21 protein-coding genes are annotated in these 20,193 nt (G+C 72.6%); 8 read left to right on the top strand and 13 right to left on the bottom strand.

Annotated elements, in window-relative coordinates; genetic code table 11:
• Positions 1-84 precede the first annotated feature (84 nt).
• Genes HC031_RS08920 through hisI form a run of 3 tightly spaced genes read right to left on the bottom strand, consistent with a single transcriptional unit; the run spans position 85 to position 2,488 of the window.
• Positions 85-600, bottom strand: a complete 516-nt coding sequence (locus HC031_RS08920; RefSeq protein ID WP_167924718.1) for a Trp biosynthesis-associated membrane protein — start codon at positions 598-600, stop codon at positions 85-87.
• On the bottom strand, positions 597-2,123 hold the full coding sequence (locus tag HC031_RS08915; protein WP_167924717.1) for an anthranilate synthase component I: 1,527 nt from the start codon (positions 2,121-2,123) through the stop codon (positions 597-599). The genes HC031_RS08920 and HC031_RS08915 overlap by 4 nt, the downstream gene beginning before the upstream one ends.
• Positions 2,120-2,488 carry a phosphoribosyl-AMP cyclohydrolase gene (hisI, locus tag HC031_RS32950; protein ID WP_338090550.1) on the bottom strand — a complete coding sequence of 123 codons (369 nt, stop codon included), beginning with the start codon at positions 2,486-2,488 and terminating at the stop codon, positions 2,120-2,122. Before hisI ends, HC031_RS08915 begins: the two co-directional genes overlap by 4 nt.
• A 207-nt stretch (positions 2,489-2,695) precedes the next feature.
• Between hisI and HC031_RS08905 the strand changes: the two genes are divergently transcribed.
• A complete protein-coding gene (locus HC031_RS08905; protein WP_167924715.1) occupies positions 2,696-3,559 on the top strand; it encodes a hypothetical protein in 864 nt (287 codons plus the stop codon).
• A 133-nt stretch (positions 3,560-3,692) separates the two neighbouring features.
• Positions 3,693-4,634, top strand: coding sequence for a PDDEXK family nuclease (locus HC031_RS08900; RefSeq protein WP_167924714.1), 942 nt, complete (start codon positions 3,693-3,695; stop codon positions 4,632-4,634).
• Positions 4,635-4,697: 63 nt separating this feature from the next.
• Here HC031_RS08900 and HC031_RS08895 read toward each other — a convergent pair whose 3' ends face one another.
• The gene (locus HC031_RS08895) at positions 4,698-5,054 is read right to left on the bottom strand and encodes a MerR family transcriptional regulator (protein ID WP_167924713.1); all 357 of its coding nucleotides are present in this window, start codon (positions 5,052-5,054) and stop codon (positions 4,698-4,700) included.
• A 119-nt stretch (positions 5,055-5,173) separates the two neighbouring features.
• Here HC031_RS08895 and HC031_RS08890 point away from each other — a divergent pair, with 119 nt between their 5' ends.
• The 3 genes from HC031_RS08890 to HC031_RS08880 are packed head-to-tail and all read left to right on the top strand — an operon-like array spanning position 5,174 to position 7,265.
• Complete coding sequence (locus tag HC031_RS08890; protein ID WP_167924712.1) at positions 5,174-5,905, top strand: ABC transporter ATP-binding protein; 732 nt, start codon at positions 5,174-5,176, stop codon at positions 5,903-5,905.
• Entirely contained in the window at positions 5,905-6,642 is a 738-nt protein-coding gene (locus HC031_RS08885) for an ABC transporter permease (RefSeq protein ID WP_167924711.1), read from the top strand. The genes HC031_RS08890 and HC031_RS08885 overlap by 1 nt, the downstream gene beginning before the upstream one ends.
• 29 nt (positions 6,643-6,671) lie before the next feature.
• Positions 6,672-7,265 (top strand): TetR/AcrR family transcriptional regulator, encoded by a 594-nt coding sequence (locus HC031_RS08880; RefSeq protein ID WP_167924710.1) that lies wholly within the window; start codon positions 6,672-6,674, stop codon positions 7,263-7,265.
• On the opposite strand, the gene HC031_RS08875 is transcribed toward HC031_RS08880, so the two are convergent.
• Genes HC031_RS08875 through HC031_RS08865 form a run of 3 tightly spaced genes read right to left on the bottom strand, consistent with a single transcriptional unit; the run spans position 7,259 to position 11,453 of the window.
• Positions 7,259-7,780 carry a hypothetical protein gene (locus HC031_RS08875; RefSeq protein ID WP_167924709.1) on the bottom strand — a complete coding sequence of 174 codons (522 nt, stop codon included), beginning with the start codon at positions 7,778-7,780 and terminating at the stop codon, positions 7,259-7,261. The genes HC031_RS08880 and HC031_RS08875 overlap by 7 nt on opposite strands.
• Before the next feature lie 50 nt (positions 7,781-7,830).
• The gene (locus tag HC031_RS08870) at positions 7,831-9,552 is read right to left on the bottom strand and encodes an ABC transporter ATP-binding protein (RefSeq protein ID WP_167924887.1); all 1,722 of its coding nucleotides are present in this window, start codon (positions 9,550-9,552) and stop codon (positions 7,831-7,833) included.
• A 53-nt stretch (positions 9,553-9,605) separates the two neighbouring features.
• Positions 9,606-11,453 (bottom strand): ABC transporter ATP-binding protein, encoded by a 1,848-nt coding sequence (locus tag HC031_RS08865; protein WP_167924708.1) that lies wholly within the window; start codon positions 11,451-11,453, stop codon positions 9,606-9,608.
• Positions 11,454-11,536: 83 nt separating this feature from the next.
• Here HC031_RS08865 and HC031_RS08860 point away from each other — a divergent pair, with 83 nt between their 5' ends.
• Positions 11,537-12,169, top strand: a complete 633-nt coding sequence (locus HC031_RS08860) for a TIGR03085 family metal-binding protein (protein ID WP_167924707.1) — start codon at positions 11,537-11,539, stop codon at positions 12,167-12,169.
• A gap of 127 nt (positions 12,170-12,296) precedes the next feature.
• Positions 12,297-14,093 (top strand): AMP-dependent synthetase/ligase, encoded by a 1,797-nt coding sequence (locus HC031_RS08855; RefSeq protein ID WP_167924886.1) that lies wholly within the window; start codon positions 12,297-12,299, stop codon positions 14,091-14,093.
• Positions 14,094-14,103: 10 nt separating this feature from the next.
• Here HC031_RS08855 and yczR read toward each other — a convergent pair whose 3' ends face one another.
• Positions 14,104-15,570, bottom strand: coding sequence for a MocR-like transcription factor YczR (gene yczR / locus HC031_RS08850; RefSeq protein ID WP_167924706.1), 1,467 nt, complete (start codon positions 15,568-15,570; stop codon positions 14,104-14,106).
• A gap of 59 nt (positions 15,571-15,629) precedes the next feature.
• Here yczR and yczE point away from each other — a divergent pair, with 59 nt between their 5' ends.
• Entirely contained in the window at positions 15,630-16,331 is a 702-nt protein-coding gene (gene yczE / locus HC031_RS08845) for a membrane protein YczE (RefSeq protein ID WP_240942249.1), read from the top strand.
• A gap of 5 nt (positions 16,332-16,336) precedes the next feature.
• Here yczE and HC031_RS08840 read toward each other — a convergent pair whose 3' ends face one another.
• The 5 genes from HC031_RS08840 to HC031_RS08820 form a co-directional block, all read right to left on the bottom strand.
• Positions 16,337-17,812 (bottom strand): GGDEF domain-containing protein, encoded by a 1,476-nt coding sequence (locus HC031_RS08840; protein ID WP_167924705.1) that lies wholly within the window; start codon positions 17,810-17,812, stop codon positions 16,337-16,339.
• A 147-nt stretch (positions 17,813-17,959) separates the two neighbouring features.
• Positions 17,960-18,721, bottom strand: coding sequence for an imidazole glycerol phosphate synthase subunit HisF (hisF, locus tag HC031_RS08835; protein WP_167924704.1), 762 nt, complete (start codon positions 18,719-18,721; stop codon positions 17,960-17,962).
• Complete coding sequence (locus HC031_RS08830; RefSeq protein ID WP_167924703.1) at positions 18,718-19,098, bottom strand: Rid family hydrolase; 381 nt, start codon at positions 19,096-19,098, stop codon at positions 18,718-18,720. The genes hisF and HC031_RS08830 overlap by 4 nt, the downstream gene beginning before the upstream one ends.
• Positions 19,095-19,868, bottom strand: a complete 774-nt coding sequence (priA, locus tag HC031_RS08825) for a bifunctional 1-(5-phosphoribosyl)-5-((5-phosphoribosylamino)methylideneamino)imidazole-4-carboxamide isomerase/phosphoribosylanthranilate isomerase PriA (RefSeq protein ID WP_167924702.1) — start codon at positions 19,866-19,868, stop codon at positions 19,095-19,097. Before priA ends, HC031_RS08830 begins: the two co-directional genes overlap by 4 nt.
• Position 19,869: 1 nt before the next feature.
• Positions 19,870-20,187 carry a hypothetical protein gene (locus HC031_RS08820; protein ID WP_167924701.1) on the bottom strand — a complete coding sequence of 106 codons (318 nt, stop codon included), beginning with the start codon at positions 20,185-20,187 and terminating at the stop codon, positions 19,870-19,872.
• Between the last annotated feature and the right edge of the window lie 6 nt (positions 20,188-20,193).

The following is a 20,193-nucleotide window of genomic DNA, read 5'->3' as shown; positions in this document are numbered from 1 at the left end:
CGATGCTAAGCGGATGCCGCGGACGACAGGCGTCCGGGGTATGGGCGCGGTCACCAAACGGGGTGGGGCATAATGTCAAGCCCCCTATCGGGTGGGGTCCTCGCCCCGGTCGAGCGCGTCCCACAGCTGTGCCTCGGTGCGCGGCGTGCCCGCACCGCCCGAGCCGCGCGTCGGACGGTCGTACCGCGCACCCATGCCCGGCCAGGTCCGACCGCGCGCGACCGTCACGACGCCCGCCGCGGCCACGAGCAGACCGCCCACGACCACGACCAGCGGCCAGCCCGGCGACGCACCGCTGGAAAGGCGCGTGCCGGCCCCGGCGACCAGGCCCAGCCCGGACAGCACCAGCAGGACCCCTACGGCGGCGCGTACCAGCCCCCGGGTGGCCAGCAGCGCCCCCGCCCCGGCGAGCGTCGCCAGCGCGAGCGGGGACAGCCAGGGCAGCAGGGCGGCGCCGGTCCTGGCCTGGTGCAGCGGCGGCAGCGGCGCCGGGCGTACCACGGTGACGTGCCCCCAGGTGCGGCCGGCGGCCATCAGCACCAGCCCGGCACCGGCGGCGCAGCCGAGGACCGCGAGGAGGCGTACCCGGTTCGGGCTCATCGCGCCGGCCGCAGCGTCTCCGCGGCCGCGATCGCGGCGAGCACCGCGGCGGCCTTGTTGCGGGTCTCGGTCTCCTCGGCGTCCGGGTTGGAGTCGGCCACCACCCCGGCGCCGGCCGACACGTACGCGACGCCGTCGCGGAACAGCGCGGTGCGGATCGCGATGGCCGTGTCCATGTCACCGCCGAAGCCGAAGTAGCCGACCACCCCGCCGTACACGCCGCGCCGGGTCGGCTCCAGCGACTCGATGATCTCCATCGCGCGTACCTTCGGCGCGCCCGACAGGGTGCCGGCCGGGAACGTCGCGGCGAGGGTGTCGAACGCGCAGGACCCGTCTGCCAGCTCGCCGGTGACGGTGCTGACGATGTGCATCACGTGGCTGTACCGCTCGACCGTGGCGAACTCCGGCACGTCGACCGTGCCCGGCTTGCAGACCCGGCCCAGGTCGTTGCGCGCCAGGTCGACCAGCATCACGTGCTCGGAGCGCTCCTTGGGGTCGGACAGCAGCTCGGTGGCCAGGGCCGTGTCCTCCGCCTGCGTCGCGCCGCGGGGGCGGGTGCCCGCGATCGGGTGCAGCATCGCCCGCCGGCCGGTGACCTTGACGTGCACCTCCGGCGACGAGCCGACGATGTCGAACCCGTCGAAGCGCAGCAGGTACATGTACGGGCTGGGGTTGGTGGTGCGCAGCACCCGGTACACGTCGATCGGGTCGGCGTCCGTGGGGCGTTCGAAGCGCTGGGCGACCACGATCTGGAAGCACTCGCCGGCCCGGATCGCCTCCTTCGCCGCCTCCACGGCCTTCGGGTACTCCCCGGCCGGTGTCCGGCTGGTCGGCGGCGCGACCCGGCCCACCTCGACGGTGGAGACCATCGGCGGGGTCGGCCGCGACAGGGCGGTGGTCATCGCGTCCAGCCGGCCGATCGCCTGGTGGTAGGCGGCCTTGAGGTCGTCGTCCGACGGATCCACCGGCAGAACGGCGTTGGCGATCAGCACCGCGGCGCCCGCGAAGTGGTCGAGCGCCACCAGGTCGGTGGCGAGCATCATGCCCAGCGCCGGCTGTCCCAGGTCGTCCTCGGCGAGCGCGGGCAGCCGCTCGAACCGGCGGACCATGTCGTAGGCGACGTACCCGACCATCCCGCCCGACAGCGGCGGCAGGTCGATCTCGTCGGGCTCCGGAGTCTGCAGCGCCGCCACCGTCGCCCGCAGCACCTCCGCCGGGTCGCCGTCGGCCGGCACCCCGGCGGGCGGGTCGCCCAGCCACACCGCGCGGCCGTCCCGCTCGACGAGCGTCGCGGCGCTGCGTACGCCGATGAACGAGTACCGCGACCAGACCGCGCCCGCGGAGCCGACGCCCTGCTCGGCCGACTCCAGCAGGAACGTCCCCGGACCGCCGGCGAGCTTGCGGTAGACCCCGACCGGCGTCTCGCCGTCGGCGAGCAGCCGCCGCGTCACGGGGACCACCCGCCGGGTACGGGCCAGCGCCCGGAAGGTCGACTCGTCGGGTACGACGGCGCCCGTGGTCACGGCTTCGCCTCCTGGAGAACGTCGAAGAAGCAGCTGTGCGCGCCGGTGTGGCAGGCCGCGCCGACCTGGTCGACGGTCAGCAGCAGCGTGTCGCCGTCGCAGTCGAGGGCCACCGAGCGTACGTGCTGGTGGTGGCCCGAGGTGGCGCCCTTGACCCAGTACTCGCGGCGGCTGCGCGACCAGTAGGTCGCCCGGCCCGTGGCGAGCGTGCGCCGCAGCGCCTCGTCGTCCATCCACGCGAGCATCAGGACGGTGCCGGTGCCGGCCTCCTGGACGATCGCGGGGACCAGGCCGGCCGGGTCGCGCTTCAGCCGGGCGGCGATGTCCGGGGCGAGCTGTGTGTCTGGGTCTGGTTGGGGCTGCACAGTGCCCGATTGTCTCCCATCCGCCGCGCCGGCCGGCGGCCCGCCCCACCCGCTGCGACCTGCGGTCCCCCTGGCGGCAAACCGGAAGGATGCGCACCGGTCGCGATCGGCGGTACGTTGAGGACGCTCATCGGCATGCATTGATTGCCACCGGCGCCGCGCGCCGGTGCTCGGGTCAGCCGGACCGACAGTGGCCTAAGGAGCATCATGTACCCGGATACGACGGGCGGCGCGTTCGACCGCGGCGTACCGCCTCCGCCCCTCCAGCCCTTCCCGCCGGTGGCCGGCGCGGCCTGGATACCCGCGCAGCGCAGCCCGTGGGAGCCGCCCCCGCGGCAACAGGGCGAGCCGCTGCCGCCGGTGCCGGTCCCGGCGCAGCCGGAGGGCACGTCCGGGGGCCGTCCGACGGTGGCCGGGCCGACGTCGGCCGGGCCGACGGTGGCCGGGCCGACGGTGGCCGGGCCGACGGTGGCCGGGCCGACGGTGGCCGGGCCGACGGTGACCCCGGCACCGGCACGAGCGGGTGCGGCCGACCCCGCCGACTCTGCCGACGCTTCTGCCGACGCCTCTGCCGACGCCTCTGCCGACGGCGTGGAGATCGTCGAGCCGGACCGCCCGGAGACGGCGGAGGCCACGGAAGTCACGGAGATCACCGAGCCGGACGGCGCCGACGCCGAGGCAGACGAGCCGGACGGTGCCGACGCCGAGGCAGTCAAGCCGGACGGCGCCGAGGCCGAGGCTCCCGAGCCACCGACGGAAGCGGCGCGGGCGCTTCGCCCCGGTGACCTTCCTCAGGCCCGGATCGCGCTGTGGAGCGGCGCGAGCGCCGAGGCCGAAGCGTTCCGGGCACGGATCCGCGAGGCGGGCAGCCTGTTCGTCGACGATCCGAACTTCGCGGTGACGGCGACCGCCGCGGTCGTCACCGAGGCCGTGAACGCGCTGACCGCCGCGCTGGCCCGTCAGCACGCCGAACTGGATCCGCGGCACAGTTGCGACAACCCGGACACGGAGGAGCTACGGGTGGCCGTCCTGCGGTACCGGGAGCTTCTCGACCGCGTCCTCGCCCTCTGAGCCACCTGCCCACGCCGCAATCTTGGGGATTTTGACATCGAATACGGTGTCAAGATCCCCAAGATCTAGGTGGTCGGCACAGTTGTCCACAGGGGGACCGCGGCGCCCGTCGCGAACCACGACACTCGATCGGATGTACGCCGACGACGCGTCTCCCCTTCCCGCCCGCGATGCCCCGGAGCTGGACTGGCTGCTCTACCAGCAGTGCCAGGTGCTCAGTCGGGAACAGGCGCTTGCCGAGGTCGGCCGGGGCTCGTTGCAGAACCTGTTGCGCAGCGGCCGCTGGCAACGCGCCGGACGGGGCGTGGTGGTCGCGCACAACGGTCCGCTGACCCGGTCGCAGCGGTTGTGGGTCGCGGTTCTGGACGTCGGTGACGGCGCGGTCTGCGCCGGCGCCACCGCTGCCGCGCTCGGCGGACTGCGGGGGTTCGACGCCGGGGCCATCGACCTCCTCGTGCCCGGGCACCGGCAGGTCGGGCGGAGAGCCGGCGTGCGCATCCACCGCACCGAGGTGCTCCCGCCGGATCACGTACGGCCGGGCGCTCCGCCGCGCACCACGATGGCCAGGGCCGTCGTCGACGCCGCAGCGTGGGCACGTACCGACGGTGACGCGCGCGCCGTCGTGGCCGCGGCGTTCCAGCAGCGACGGGTGTCGAGAGAAGAGATCGAGTCGGTGGTCGCCGCGCTGACCCGCAGCCGGCGGCGGGCACTCGTCCTCGAGACCGCGCGGTATGCCGCCGGCGGCGCGCATTCGCTGACCGAAGTGGACCTGGTCAAGCTGTGCCGGCGGTTCGGACTGCCGTTGCCGGATCAGCAGACGGAGCGGACGGACACGAGCGGCCGACGGCGGTACCTGGACGCGTACTGGAGCGGGTGGCGGGTGCACGTCGAAGTCGACGGCTCCTTCCACCTGGAGGTCCGCACGTGGTGGGCGGACATGCGGCGGCAAAATGACCTCTGGATACGGGGTGACCGCGTCCTCCGCTTCCCGGCCTGGGTCGTGGCGCGCCGTCCCGACGAGGTGGCGACGCAGATGCGCGCGGCGCTGAGCGCAGCCGGATGGCGATCCGCCTGAAACCGGCAGATCTTGGGGATTTTGCCATCGAATACGGTGTCAAAATCCCCAAGATCGCAGAGATCAGGATCCATAAGAAGCGATCTTGCGGTCGATCACCTCCAGGTCGGCCTCCAGATCGGCGATCCGGGCGAGCACCCGGCGCCGGTGCGCCTCGAGGAGCGCCCGGCGCGCCGCTTCCGTCTCCGACCCCAGCCGCGCCAGCTCGACGTACCGCAGCATCTCGCGTACCGGCATCCCGGTCGTGCGCAGGCGGGTCAGGAACGCCAGCCGGTTGAGGTCGGCCTCGGCGTAGCGCCGCCGCCCCGCCCCGTCACGCGGTACCGGGTCGACCAGGCCGACCTGCTCGTACCAGCGAAGCGTGTGCGCGGTCAGGCCGAAGCGCGCCGCCGCCTCGCTGACGGTCAGTGCCGTGTTCATCGCTGTCTCCACAAACGTCAGCCTCCCGCTTCGAGTGCACTCTAAGTCAACTCGCTTGCGCCGCGTCCGGAATTCATCTACCGTCGATTTCAACACTCGTTGACTTATCGGAGACCACCATGGAGAACGCGGTCGTGATCGACGAACTGGTCGTCACGCGCGGCAGGCGCCCGGTGCTCCACGGCCTGAGCTGCGCTGTCCCGCCAGGCAGCGTCACCGGGCTGCTCGGCCCGAGCGGCAGCGGCAAGACCACACTGATGCGCTGCGTCGTCGGCGTGCAGAAGATCAGGTCGGGCAGCGTGACCGTGCTCGGCCGGCCCGCCGGCAGTCCGTCGCTTCGACACACGGTCGGCTACGTGACCCAGGCGCCCAGCATCTACGCCGATCTGACCGTCCGGGAGAACGCCCGGTACTTCGCCTCCCTCTACGGCGTCGGCCCGCGCGAGGCCGACCGGGCGATCGCCGACGTAGGGCTCAGGCAGGCGGGCGACCAACTCGTCACCACCCTGTCCGGCGGGCAGCGGGCCCGGGCGTCGCTGGCCTGCGCCCTGATCTCCCGGCCGGGCCTGCTCGTGCTCGACGAGCCGACCGTCGGCCAGGACCCGGTCCTGCGCAACGACCTGTGGCAGCAGTTCCACGCCCTCGCCGAGGCCGGGACCACGCTGCTGGTGTCCAGCCACGTCATGGACGAGGCCGGCCGCTGCGACCGGCTGATCCTCATCCGGGACGGCCGCATCGTCGCCGACGACACGCCGGCCGCGGTGCGCGCCGCCACCGGCACCGACGACCTGGACGAGGCTTTCCTGCGCCTCGTCCTCGCCCGGGAGAACCAGGAGAAGGTGAGCCCCTGATGTCGGCCCGGATCACCCTGCACACGACCGCGCGCATCCTGCGTCAACTACGCCACGACCCGCGCACCATCGGCCTGCTGCTGGTGGTGCCGGCGCTGCTGCTGACGCTGATGCGCTACGTCTTCGACTCGCAGCCGGCCATCTTCGACCGGGTCGGCGTGATCATGCTCGGGGTCTTCCCCTTCGTCGCGATGTTCCTGGTCACCAGCGTCGCCATGCTGCGCGAGCGGACCACCGGCACCCTCGAACGTCTGCTCACCACGCCCGCGCACAAGCTCGACCTGCTTTTCGGGTACGCGCTGGCGTTCGCCCTCGCCGCCGCGGTGCAGGCGGCGGTGGCGGCCGGGCTGGCGTACGCGCTGCTCGACCTCACCACCGCCGGCAGCGCCTGGACCGTTGCCGGGCTCGCCATCGCCAACGCCGTTCTCGGCATGGCGATCGGGCTGCTGGTCAGCGCGTTCGCCCGCAGCGAGTTCCAGGCCGTGCAGTTCATGCCCGCCTTCGTCCTGCCGCAACTGCTGCTGTGCGGCCTGATCTGGCCCCGCGACCAGATGGCGGGCTGGTTGGAGAAGATCAGTAATGTGATGCCGATGACGTACGCGGTGGACGCGCTCATCGAGGTGAGCCACCACGCCGACGCCACCGCCACGATGTGGCGGGACGTGACCGTCGTGGTCGGCTGCATCGTGGTCGCCCTGCTGCTCGGCGCGGCAACATTGCGCCGACGCACCGCATAGCCGGCGACCAGGAAACACCAAGGAGAGGCATGCCCCGCACCGGACGGCGGCCCGGCAACCAGGACACCCGGGAGGCGATCCTGGCGGCGGCCCGGCAGGCGTTCGCCGAACGCGGCTACGACAAGGCCTCGATCCGGCAGATCGCGACCACCGCCGGGGTCGACCCGGCGCTGGTCCACCACTACTTCGGCGCGAAGGACAAGCTGTTCCTCACGGCCATGGAGGCGCCGATCGACCCGGGCAAGGCGATCGACCAGGTCGTCTCCGGCGGGTTGGCCGGGATCGGCGAACGCCTGGTCCGGATGTTCCTGACCGTCTGGGACTCCCCCGCCGGCACTTCAGCGGCCGCGCTGGTACGCAGCGCCGTCAGTCACGACTGGTCGGCGCGGATGCTGCGGGAGTTCATCACCACGCAGATCCTGCGCCGGGTCATCGCCAAGCTCGATCTCGACCCCACGGAAGCGCCGCTTCGGGCGTCCTTGGTCGCGTCGCAGCTGATGGGGCTGATCATGGCCCGCTACATCATCAAGCTCGAACCACTCGCCACCGCGCCCCGGGAGACGCTGGTGGCGACGGTCGGGCCGACGATCCAGCGGTACCTCAGCGGCCCGCTCGATCAGTAGCGGTCGCGATACCAGGACCGGGCCGTCGGCAGGTTGAGCAGCACCACGTAGACCACCGGCAGGACGAGCCCGGCGAACACGTTCACGCCGCCGCGCCCGACCAGCCCGACGTAGAGCGTGACGCCGATGCTCAGGAGGCACCCGGCGACCACGAGGACGCGTACCCACTGCCGGCCCCGGTGCAGCCGGCGCGCGACCGCGAGCACGAGCAGGCCGGCGAAGACGTACACCAGTCCCCCGGCCGGGCCCACGTCGCGCAGGTCGGCGCCGAGCAGGCCCATCCGGTCCACGCCGAGCGCCTGGTCACCGCCGGCCCAGACCGTCCACGCCCCGGCGCCGATCGCGATGAGGGCGAGCCCGGCCAGGTACCCGACGAGGGCGGCCACGCGCACCGACGCCGGCGCGGAGCGGCGGACGGGTTCGGCCGGAGTCGGGGCGAGGTCCTCGTCGTACTCGTCGTAACCGTCGTACCCGGCCTCGGTGGCCGGGTAGCCGCGGGAGCGCCTGAGTGACATGCCCCAAGCGTGCACCTTTGTGGCAAGACTCCGCGGTGTTTTGCCGCTGATTACGACGACCGGGTCTGCTCCAGCCAGGACGCGTACAGCCGCCCGTACACCGAGCCGGGATCGCGTACGAGGTCGTCGTGCGGGCCGCGCTGGACCACCCGGCCGGCGTCGACGACGAGCACCTCGTCGGCGGACTGCGCGGTGGACAGCCGGTGCGCGATGGCGATCGTGGTCCGGCCGCGGGTGACCGCGTCGAGGGTCCGCTGCAGCCGTACCTCGGTCGCCGGGTCGACGGCGCTGGTCGCCTCGTCGAGGACGAGGAGGTCGGGGTCGGCCACGTACGCCCGGGCGAGCGCGACCAGCTGGCGCTCCCCGACCGACAGCGCCTCACCCCGCTCCCCGACCTGGGTGGACAGCCCGGCGGGGAGCCCGTCCACCCAGTCGGCGAGCCCCAGCTCCTCGAAGGCGAGGTACAGATCCTCGTCGCTCAGCTCGGGCCGGGCGAAGCGCACGTTGTCGGCGACGCTCGCGTCGAACAGGAAGCCGTCCTGCGGCACCATCACGACGCGGCGGCGCAGCGAGGCGAACCGCACGTCCGTCAGCGGTACGCCGGACAGCAGCACCGCACCCGTGGTGGGATCCATCAGCCGGGTCAGCAGCTTCGCGAAGGTGGTCTTGCCGCTGCCGGTCTCGCCGACGACCGCCACCCGGGTCTGCGCGGCGATCGCGAGGTCGACGTCGCTGAGCACTTCGGGTCCACCGGGATAGGCGAAGTGGACGTGCTCGAAGACGACGTCGATCGGGCCGGGCGGCAGGTCCCGGCCGGCCTCGCCGGGGTCGGCCACGTCGGGCTGCTGGTCGAGCACGTCGAGGACGCGGCGCCAGCCGGCGAGCGCGTTCTGGGCGTCGTTGAGCACCTCGGTGGAGATCTGCACCGGCTGGACGAACAGGTTGACCAGGAAGAGGAACGCGGTGAGCCGCCCGACGCTGAGGTGGCCGCCCACGCCCAGCGCGACGCCCACGATCACCACGCCGGCCATCGCGAGCCCGGAGGCCCACTCGCCGACCGTGGAGGCGTTGACGCTGATGCGCTGCGCCCCGTACTGCGCCGCGCGGCTGTCCTCGATGGCGGCGTCGAGTCGCCGCTCGGTACGCCGGCGCACCCCGTACGCCCGGATCACACCGGCGCCGACGACGCTCTCGGAGATCGCGGCGAGCATCACGCCGACGCGCACCCGGGTGGCCGCGTACGCGGCGGTCAAGCGCCGCTGGAAGAGCCGGATGATGAACGCGACCGGGAGGAACGCCGCGTACACGACCAGGGTCAGCTGCCAGGAGTAGATCGCCATGACCACGGTCGTGATGGTCAGCTGACCGGTGCTGACGAGCAGCGTCACCCCGCCGTACTGCAGGAACTGGCTCATCTGGTCGACGTCGCCGGTAACCCGGGAGACCAGCGAGCCGCGCCGCTCGCTCTGCTGGTGCAGCATCGACAGATCGTGGACGTGCCGGAAGGTCCGCGTCCGGATGGCCGCCAGGGCGGTCTCGCTGACCGTGTACAGGCGCACGTTCATCAGGTACGCGCTGGTCATCGTCATGAGCAGCACGAGGGCGGTGAGGCCGACGATCCCGGCGATGACGCCGAGTTTCGCACCGCCCGAGGCGGGCAGGCCGCGGTCGATGCCCTGCTGGATCGCGATCGGCACGGCGACCCGGCCGGCCGTCGCGATCACGGCGAGGACGAGCGTGCCGGCCAGGCCGGTGCGCAGCTCGGGCGACATGGCGAGGCCACGCCGCAGGGTGCGCCAGGTCGACGCACCGGTCACAGCCGTCGTCACGCGGAGACCTCCTCGTCGTCGAAGGCCTTCTCGCGTTCCCGTTCGGCGTCGGCCTTCTCGTACGCGGTGACGAGGTTGGCGTACCCGGGGACGGTGGCCAGCAGATCGGCGTGGGTGCCGTGGGCGACCACCCGGCCGTGTTCGAGGTAGACGACCTCGTCGGCGAGCGCGATGGTGGCGCGGCGGTACGCGGTCACCAGGATGGAGGTTCCCGATTCGCGCTCCCGCAGCGAGGACAGGATCGCCGCCTCGACGCGCGGGTCGACCGCGCTGGTGGCATCGTCGAGGATGAGCAGCCGGGGCCCGCCGGCCAGCGCCCGGGCCAGGGTGAGGCGCTGGCGCTGGCCGCCCGACAGCGTCGTGCCGCGCTCCCCCACCGTGGTGTCGAGGCCGTGCGGCAGCGCCGAGACGAAGGATTCGGCCTGGGCGGTGCGCAGCGCCCGCCACGCGACGTCGTCGTCGACGCCGGGCCGGTCGAGGGTGACGTTGCCGCGGACGGTGTCGTCGAAGACGAACGGCACCTGCGGCACCAGCGCGACGGTCGCGGCCAGCGACTCGTGGGTGAGCGTCGAGACGTCGACGCCGTCGACGCTCACGGTGCCCGCTACCGGGTCGACCAGCCGGGCGGCGAGCGAGGCGATGGTGGACTTGCCGGATCCGGTGGGTCCGACGAGCGCGACGGTCCGCCCGGCCGGTACTTCGAAGGTCACGTCGTGCAGGACCGGCTGGCCGTCCAGGTGAGCGAAGTCGACGTGCGCGAAGCTCAGGGCGGCCGGCTTGGGGCTGGCCGGCAGCTCGGCGTCGCCGTACGCCATGTCACCGCTTGCCGTGAGCACGTTCTGGATCCGTTCCCAGCCGACGGCGGCGCGCGGCAGCTCGGCGAGCACCCAGCCGATCGCGCGGATCGGGAACGCCAGCACCGTGAACAGGAACGCCACGCTCACCAGGTCGCTGACGCCGATCGCGCCCTGGCGCAGCCGCCAGGCCCCGACCAGCAGCACGCCGAGGGTGCCGAAGCTGGGCAGCGCGTCGAGGGCCGGGTCGAACAGTCCGCGTACCCGGCCGACCCGGATCATCGCGTCGCGCAGCTCACCGGCCTTGGCCGCGAACCGCTGCGTCTCCTCGCTCTCGCGCCCCATCGTCTTGACCACGAGCGCGCCGTCGAAGCTCTCGTGCGCGACGGCGGAGACCTCGGCGCGCAGCCGCTGGGCCGCCGAGACCCGTGGCGACATCCGCCGCGAGTACGTGACGTTCATGCCGAGCAGCGCGAGGAACACCGCGACACCGACGAGCGCGAGTACCCAGTCGGTGACGAACAGCGACGCGATGGCGACGACCAGCATCACGACCGTGCCGACGCCGAACGGCAGCGGCGCGATCGGGTAGAACGCCGCCTCCACGTCGGAGTTCGCGTTCGACAGCAGGGTGCCGGTGGCGTGCCGGTGGTGCCAGGCGACGGGCAGCTCCAGGTACCGGCGGGTGACGCGGCGACGGTAGGTGGCCTGGAGGCGGTACTGCATCGCACCGGCCCCCAGCCGCCGGCCGTACAGTCCGGCGACCCGGCCGGCGCCGACGGCGAAGATCAGCCCGGCGCCGAGGGCCACCGGCGCGGCCGGCGCGTGGCGGTGCTCGACCGCCGGCACCACCACCCGGCCGACGACGCCGCCGACGACGAACGCCCCGGCGATGATGAGCACGCTGTACAGCACGCTGCCGACCACGCCGAGGGTGAACATCAACGGCTGCTCACGGATACTGTGACCGAGTACCCGAAGACCCTTGCCGAGTACTCCGTCGCCACCCAACGCCGCTCCCTGGGGTAAGTCACCACACGCGGTGTCCATCCTTACCAGAACCGGCTGCCTCCGTGCACGTCAGCTTCCGGCTGTGTCTGTCCTCACAGATGATCAACACCTACGATGGGGCCATGCCCCGGTACGCCCGGACAGAGCGCTCCGCCCTCGCCGATGCCCTGCTGGCGGCGGGGCCGGACGCCCCCACCCTGTGTGACGGCTGGACCGCGCGCGATCTCGCGGCCCACGTGGTGCTGCGCGAGCGCCGTCCTGACGCGGCTCCCGGCATCGTGCTGAAACCGCTGGCCGGCTGGACGGCGCGGGTGCAGCGCGGCTACCGCGACGGCCACCCGTACGAGGAGCTGGTCGACCTCGTCCGCCACGGCGCGTGGTGGAGCCCACTCAACTTGCCGGCCGTCGACGAGGTCGCGAACACGATCGAGTTCTTCGTCCACACCGAGGATGTCCGCCGGGGCCGGCCGGGCTGGCGGCCCCGCCCCCTCGACGCCGGGCTGGCGGAGCGCCTGTGGCAGCGGGTGCGGGGGCTGGCTCCCCGCGCGGTGCGCCGGGTCGGCGCGACGACCCGCGTCGAAGCGCCCGGACACGGCGCGTTCACGGTCGGCGACGGCGCACCGGCGCTCACGGTGAGCGGCGATCCGGGCGAGCTGCTGCTGTTCTTCTTCGGCCGCCAGCGCGCCGCCCGGGTAGATCTCAAGGGTCCCGAGAAATTGATCGGCATCATACGTAACGCGCCGTTCGGCGTGTGACCAGGAGGGGCTAGCCGAGAGCGGCGGCCACAAATTACTCTTCAGTAACACTGGCCGTGACCCCCATCACGCTCACCCCCCGCGGAGGCCACCGTTGACTGAGCTGCCCTACCGGTCCATCCCTGACATGTTCCTCAAGCGGGTGGCGGCGACGCCCGGCGGTCGCGCGTTCGCGAGCCCCGCGCCGGGCGACGCCGGTGCGCCGCTGTGGCTGACCTGGTCGCAGGTCGCCGCGCGGGCGAAGGCGATCGCGGCCGGCCTGTATGAGCTGGGAGTACGCCCGGAGGACCGGGTCGCGATCCTGGCCGGGACACGCCTGGAGTGGGTGCTCGCCGACCTCGGCGTGATGTGCGCGGGCGCGGCGACCACGACGGTGTACCCGACGACCGAGCCCGCCGACGCGGCGTTCATCGTCGGCGACTCCGGCTCCAAGGTGCTCATCGCCGAGAACCCCGACCAGGCCGCGAAGGTCAAGGGCGCCACCCTCCCCGACCTCGCCGCGATCATTGTCATAGATGGCGAACCGGGTGCGGCCGACGTGCCCACGCTCACCCTCGCCGAGCTCGAGCGCCGGGGCGACGACCTGCTCGCCCGGCAGCCCGACCTGATCGAGCGAATCGTCGAGGGCATCGGCCCGGACCATCTGGCCACCCTCATCTACACGTCGGGCACGACCGGCCGACCCAAGGGGGTCGAACTGCTGCACGCCGGCTGGGTCTGGCAGGGGGCCAAGCAGTCCGACCTGGGCCTGCTGCTCCCCGACGACCTGCAGTACCTCTGGCTGCCGCTGTCGCACTCGTTCGGCAAGACGCTGCTGTGCGGCGTGATCTACGTCGGCATGCCGACCTACGTCGACGGCCGCGTCGACAAGATCATCGACAACCTGGGTACGGTCCGGCCGACCGTCATGGCGGCCGCGCCGCGCGTGTTCGAGAAGGTCTACAACGTCGTGGTGACCACGGCGAAGGCCGGCGGCGGCGCGAAGTGGAAGATCTTCACCTGGGCGCTGCGCGTCGGCAAGCAGGTCGCCGCGCTCAGACAGGCCGGCAGATCCGTGCCGACCGGGCTCGCGGTCCGGTACGCGATCGCCGACAAGCTCGTGTTCGCCAAGCTGCGCGCGAAGATGGGCGGCCGGATGCGCGGCCTGGTGTCGGGCTCGGCACCGCTGGCCCGCGAGATCGCCGAGTTCTTCTACGCCGCCGGCATGCCGATCCTGGAGGGGTACGGGCTGACCGAGACGTTCGCCGGCTCGTTCGTCAACCGCCCGGAGAAGGTACGGGTCGGCACAGTGGGCCAGCCCCTCGGCGACGACCTGGAGGTCAGGCTGGACACCGACGGGGAGATCCTGCTGCGCGGCGTGCCCGTGATGCGCGGCTACCACAACCTGCCCGCGGAGACGGCGGCCGCGTTCACGCCGGACGGGTTCTTCCGCACCGGCGACATCGGCGAGATCGACGTCGACGGCTACCTGCGGATCACCGACCGCAAGAAGGACCTGATCAAGACGTCGGGCGGCAAGTACGTCGCGCCCAGCCACGTCGAGGGGCTGTTCAAGTCGATCTGCCCGTACACCTCGCAGGCGATCGTGGTCGGCCAGGCGCGCAACTACTGCACGATGCTGGTCACGCTCGATCCGGAGGCGATCGCCGGTTGGGCGGCGGGTGGCCCGCTCGAGGGCAGGCCGTACGCCGAGATCGTGTCCTCCAAGGAGGTGCGCGAGCTGGTCGACGGCTACGTGCGGCAGCTCAACGAGCGGCTCAACCGCTGGGAGACCATCAAGCGGTTCGTGATCCTGCACCGCGACCTGTCCATCGAGGACGGCGAGCTGACCCCGTCGATGAAGGTGAAGCGCCGCGTCGTGGAGCAGAAGTTCGCCGACGACATCGACCAGATGTACGCGGGGGCGGTGGCCCAGCTGTCCTGAACGCCAGCTTTCAGGCCACGATGGCCGGCGCGCGCAGCGGGCGGACCGGCGCGTGGTCGAGGTTCTCGCGGGCCCGCGCCAGCCGCCGTACGGCCTCGACCAGGTCGGCCTCCGGCAGCGTGTACGGCAGCCGCAGGAACCGCTCCATCGTGCCGTCGACGCCGAAGCGGGGCCCGGGCGCGACGCGTACGCCCAGCTCCTCGACCGCGCGGGCGAGCGCGCTGGAGACCGGGGCGTCCAGCTCCACCCACAGGCACAAGCCCCCGTGCGGCACGGCGAACCGCCACCCGGGCAGGTGGGCGCGCAGCGCGGCGACGAGCGTGTCCCGGCGCGCGGCCACCTGCGCCCGCCGCGCCGCGACCACCCGCTCCCGGTAGGCCATCAGGTGGACGGCGACGAGCTGGTCGAGTACCGGCGACGACATGTCCACCGCGACCCGGGCGGCGGCCAGCCGGGCGGCTATCGACGAGGCCGCGCGGATCCAGCCGATGCGCAGGCCGCCCCAGTACGGCTTGCTCATCCCGCCGATGGTGAGCACCCGGGCGGCGCGGTCGAAGGTCGCCACCGCCGGCGGGCGTGGCGGCCCGTCGAGCCGCAGGTCGGCGAATGACTCGTCGACCACGACGTCGGTGCCCACGGCGTGCGCGGCGGCCGGCAGCCGCTCCCGCAGCGCGGTGTCCATGAGATGGCCGGTCGGGTTGTGGTAGTCAGGGATGAGGTACGCCAACCGGGCCCGGGCGTCCCGGAGCGTGCCGAGCATCAGGTCGTCGTCCCAACCGGCGTCGCCGAGCGCGTACCCGATGACGCGGGCGCGGCTGGCGATGACCGCGCTGAGGGCGTTGGGGTAGGTCGGCGTCTCCAGCAGTACCCGCTGTCCGGGCGCGACGAGCAGCCGTAGCACCAGGTCGAGCGCCTGCTGTGCGCCCGAGGTGACCATGATCTGGTCGGGCAGGGTCGGCAGACCGCGCTCGGTGTACTCGCGGGCGATCGCCTCCCGCAGCACCGACAGCCCCATCGGGTGGTACCCCGCGCCGGCGAGGTAGGGCGGCAGGTCCTCGGCGGCCGCGGCGACCGCGTCGGTGAACTCGGGCGGGGCGGGCAGCGCCGCCTGGCCCAGGTCGATGACGCCGGCGTCCTCGATCGGCGCCCACAGGCCCGAGGTGCCGATCCGGTGCCCGTTGGGCAGCGCGGTCCAACTGCCGGCACCCCGACGGCTGGTGAGGTGGCCGGATTCCCGCAGCATCCGGTACGCCGCGGTCACGGTGGTACGGCTCACTCCGAGCGCCTGGGCCAGCTCCCGCTCGGCCGGCAGGCGCAGCCCGAGCGACAGCCGGCCGTCGGTGAGCAGCCCGCGGACGGCGGCGGCCAGTCTCGCGTACTCGGGTCCGCGCGGCCGGCCGGCGCCGGCCGGCCCGCTGGAGGCCTGCCAGCCGCCCAGGAGCCGCGCGAGCTGGGAGCCACGAACACTGCCGGCCAAGGCCACTCACCCCAAATTGGCTCTATCGACATCACCGATTGGCCTTCAGAGTGTCATGCATGAGTGCCACTAGCAAGCCAGTACCGATGCCACTGCGCCACCGGCTCCCGCGACGTCTCATCCAGTTGTACGTCGGTCTGGTCTGCTACGGCGTGAGCATGGCACTCATGATCAATGCGAGGCTCGGGCTGGACCCGTGGGACGTGTTCCACCAGGGGGTCGCGCGGCGTACCGGCCTGAACTTCGGCCTCGTGGTCATCGCCGTCGGCGTCGCGGTCCTGCTGCTGTGGATCCCGCTGCGTCAGCTCCCCGGCATCGGCACGATCAGCAACGCGATCGTGATCGGGCTCGTGGTTGACCCGGCCATGGCGCTGCTACCCACGCCCCGCGCCCTCGCCGCCCGCTGGGCGCTGCTGATCGGCGGGATCGTGCTCAACGGCATCGCCACCGGCCTGTACATCGGCGCCCGGCTCGGCCCGGGCCCGCGCGACGGTCTGATGACCGGGTACGTGGCCCGCAGCGGTCGCTCGATCCGCCTGGTCCGCACCACGATCGAGGTCACCGTGCTGGTGGTGGGCTGGCTGCTGGGCGGCACCGTCGGCTGGGCGACGCTGCTGTACGCGGTGTCGATCGGCCCGCTGGCCCACGTGTTCATCCCGCTGTTCGCGGTCCGCCCGCCGGCGATCGAGCCCGCCGGGGCCGTGGAGCCCCTGGTGCCGGGGCCGGCCGCAGAGCCCGACGCCTCACCGTCATCGGCATAGCGCCGCTATGCGGTGACCGTGGCCTCGGCGCACTCGATCCGGGCACGGCCGGCGTCCTTGGCCCGGTACAGCGCCCGGTCAGCGCGGGCGACCAGTTCGTCGGCGCTCTCGGCGCCGTTCCAGGTGGCCACGCCGGCCGAGAACGTGCAGCCCGTCGGGGTCCGCGGGCGCAACCGGTCGAGCAGCGCCACCGCCTCGGCGGCGGTGGCGCCCGGCAGCAGGACGACGAACTCCTCGCCGCCGTAGCGGGCCACCAGGTCGACCGCGCGCAGGTTGTCCGCCCAGGCGACCGCGACCTCCTTGAGTAGCTGGTCGCCGGCCTGGTGGCCGTACGCGTCGTTGAACTGCTTGAAGTGGTCCAGATCGAGCACGGCCAGGGTCAACGGCGTGCCGTCCCGCGCGGCGCGCTGCAGCGCGGCGGGCAGGGCGGCGTTCCAGGCGCGGCGGTTGGGCAGCCCGGTCAGCGGGTCCTGCTGGGCCACCTCGCGCAGCCGGTCGGCCTGCTCCTCCAGCACCACCGCCTGCGCCTGCACCTGGCGTACCAGCATCATCATTCGAGCCACGACCAGCAGGAACATCACCACGCAACCGAGCACGATCGCGTACGCGTCGTGTACCTGCCCGTGCCCGTGCCACGCCTGCCAGGCCAGCAGCGCCGGGGCGATCAGGGTCGCGGCGGCGAGCAGCACCAGGCGCTGCACGGTCATGGACTGGAGCCGGTCCGGGCCCACGGGCCGGCCGATCTGGACCATTCCCGGATGCAGGGCCCCGGCGCCGAAACAGACGTAGGCCACCAGGTACGCGCAGTCGATGAGCCGGCTGCCCAGGTTGCTGGGGTTGTACATGGTCTGCTGGGCGAACGCCCAGAAGTAATCCCCGACCAGGAAGCCGACCATGTTCGCGGTGACCAGCAGGAACGCGACGTTGCGCGGGCCGTCGCTGGTGAGCAGCCAGGCGAGCATGGCCAGCACGAGCAGGTCCAGCGTCGGGTAAGCCATCGCGACGAACTGGCCGAGCAGGCCGAGTGACTTGTCCTCCGCCACCGGCCTCATCAGGAAGACCCAGCTCAGCAGCGCGAACGCACTTGCGAGGATCAGCGAGTCGACCAGGCCGGCGCGGTCCCGCCCGTGGTTGCGCCGGCGCAGCAGCGACAGCAGCCCGAGCACCATCAACACGTAGCTGAGCAGGTACGGGATGTCGTACGGGGCCGGGAAAGCGTCGTGGTGCAGGACGTTGTACACGTAGAAGTAGATGCCGTCGCCGAGGACGTTCAGCGCCTGGCCCACGACCAACAGCCACCAACCCGCCGCCCATTCCGGCCGGTTGCGCCGGATCCCGACGGCCATCGCGGCGACACCGGCCGTCGCGACCGCGTCGTACCAGAACTGCTGCAGCGGGCCGTCCGAAAACCACACGTACGGGACGATCATCAGCAGCCCGACGATCAGGAACCGCGCCCATGCCGGGACGTTCTTCAGCATGGCGCGCCACCTCCCTCGCTGCCTGACCTGACACCCCACTCAGTCAGAGTCATCGGCGGCGCGACGGGAGGGTTGAGCCAAACCATCCACGCACGATATCGGCGCTCCGGGGCGGAGTCACGGCCGTCGATCCGGCCGGACGGTGGGTCAGCGGACGGGGTGGCCGTCGGCGCGCAGCGCGGTCTTGACCTCGGCGATCGACAGCTGGCCGAAGTGGAACACGCTCGCGGCCAGGACCGCATCCGCGCCGGCCGACACCGCGGGCGGGAAGTGCTCGACCGCGCCCGCGCCGCCCGAGGCGATCACGGGGATGTCCACGGCCGCCCGGACGGCGCCGATGAGCGGCAGGTCGAACCCGTCCTTCGTGCCGTCCCGGTCCATCGAGTTGAGCAGGATCTCCCCCGCGCCCAGTTCCGCGGCGCGGGCGGCCCACTCGACCGCGTCGAGCCCGGCCCCGCGCCGGCCGCCGTGCGTGGTCACCTCGAACCCGCTGGGCTGCTCGGCCGACCGGCGTACGTCCAGCGACAGGGTGAGCACCTGGCTGCCGAAGCGATCGGCGATCTCGGCGATCAGCTCCGGCCGGGCGATGGCCGCGGTGTTGACGCCGACCTTGTCGGCCCCCGCCCGCAGCAGGGTGTCGACGTTGTCCACCGAGCGGACCCCGCCGCCGACGGTCAGCGGGATGAACACGCTTTCGGCGGTGCGGCGGACGACGTCGAGCATGGTGGCCCGCTCGTCGGCCGACGCGGTGACGTCGAGGAAGACCAACTCGTCCGCGCCGGCGGCGTCGTAGGCGGCCGCCAACTCGACCGGGTCACCGGCGTCCCGCAGGTCGGCGAAGCGCACCCCCTTCACCACGCGCCCGGCGTCCACGTCCAGACACGGGATGACGCGTACCGCGACGGTCACGGCTTGTATGCCTCCACCTCGACCTCGACCAGCATCTCCGGGTCGATCAGCCGGTCCACGAACACCATCGTGGCGACCGGGCGGATGTCGCGGAACACCGCGCCGTGCGCCCGCCCGACCGCGTCACCGTTCTCCACGCCGACCACGTACATGCGGGTGCGCACCACGTCCTCGGCCGTCACGCCGAACTGCCCCGCCGCCTCCAGCGCGATCTCGACGGCGAGCAGCGTCTGCGCGTACGCGTCCCCGGTGTGCTTGACGACCCCGTCCACGGTGGCCGTGCATCCGGCCGTCAGCACCAGCGGGCCGGCCTGGACGACGCGCGAGTAGCCGATCGTCTCCTCCCACGGGCCGCCCGACCCGAGCCGGCTGATCACTGCTGCTCCGCGGAGCTGTCCTCCGCCGCGGTGTCCGCCACCGTGATGTCCTCCGCCAGCGTGGCCAGCGCCTCGGGCACCGTGAACGCGCCCGCGTAGAGCGCCTTGCCCACGATCACACCCTCCACGCCGGCCGGTTCGAGCGCCGCCAACTGGCGCAGGTCGTCGAGCTTGGAGACCCCGCCGCTGGCGATGACCGGCTTGTGGGTGCGTTCGCAGACCTGCAGCAGCAGGGTGACGTTGGGGCCGGTGAGCGTGCCGTCGCGCAGCACGTCGGTCACCACGTACCGGGCGCAGCCCGCCCGGTTGAGCCGGTCGAGCACCTCGAACAGGTCGCCGCCGTCCTTGGTCCAGCCCCGGGCGGCGAGGGTGTGCCCGCGCACATCCAGCCCGACCGCGACCCGGTCGCCGTACGTGGCGCAGACGTGGTCGGTCCAGTCCGGGTTCTCCAGCGCGGCGGTGCCCAGGTTGATCCGGGCCGCCCCGGTCGCCAGGGCCCGCTGCAGCGACTCGTCGTCGCGGATGCCCCCGGACAGTTCGACGGCCACGTCGAGGCGCTTGATCACGTTGGCGAGCAGCTCGGCGTTGGAGCCCCGGCCGAACGCGGCGTCCAGGTCGACCAGGTGCACCCATTCGGCGCCGTCACGCTGCCAGGCGAGCGCGGCCTCGAGCGGGTCGCCGTAGACCGTCTCGCTGCCGGCGGCTCCTTGGACGAGGCGTACGGCCTGGCCGTCGGCCACATCGACAGCGGGCAGCAGGGTCAGGGCCACGTCAGGTCCTCCGGTCCACGGTGAGTACGAACAGTACGGGTACGCACAGCGCCACCAGCACGGTCAGCGCGATGCGGGTCGACAGGCCGTCGACCAGTAGCCAGACGAACGTTACCGCCGTCAGCGCGCCGACCGTGATGGCGGCCCGCTCGGCCCGGGTCACCCCCGACGCTAGCCGGCCGGAGCGCCCCCGGCGGGGTACGGCCGGACGCAGCCGGGCCAGCAGCGCGCGGCGGCGGGCCGCCCGCTCCCGGCGTACCCGCGCCTTCTGCGCCTCGGCCTCGCGCGCCGCCCGGCGTAAGGCGCGCTCCTTACTCACGGGACG

The sequence above is a fragment of the Planosporangium thailandense genome, assembly GCF_011947195.1.
In the GTDB taxonomy this organism is placed as follows: domain Bacteria; phylum Actinomycetota; class Actinomycetes; order Mycobacteriales; family Micromonosporaceae; genus Planosporangium; species Planosporangium thailandense.
The sequence above is the reverse complement of the archived record's forward strand: the minus strand, read 5'-3'. Positions and strand labels throughout refer to the sequence as shown.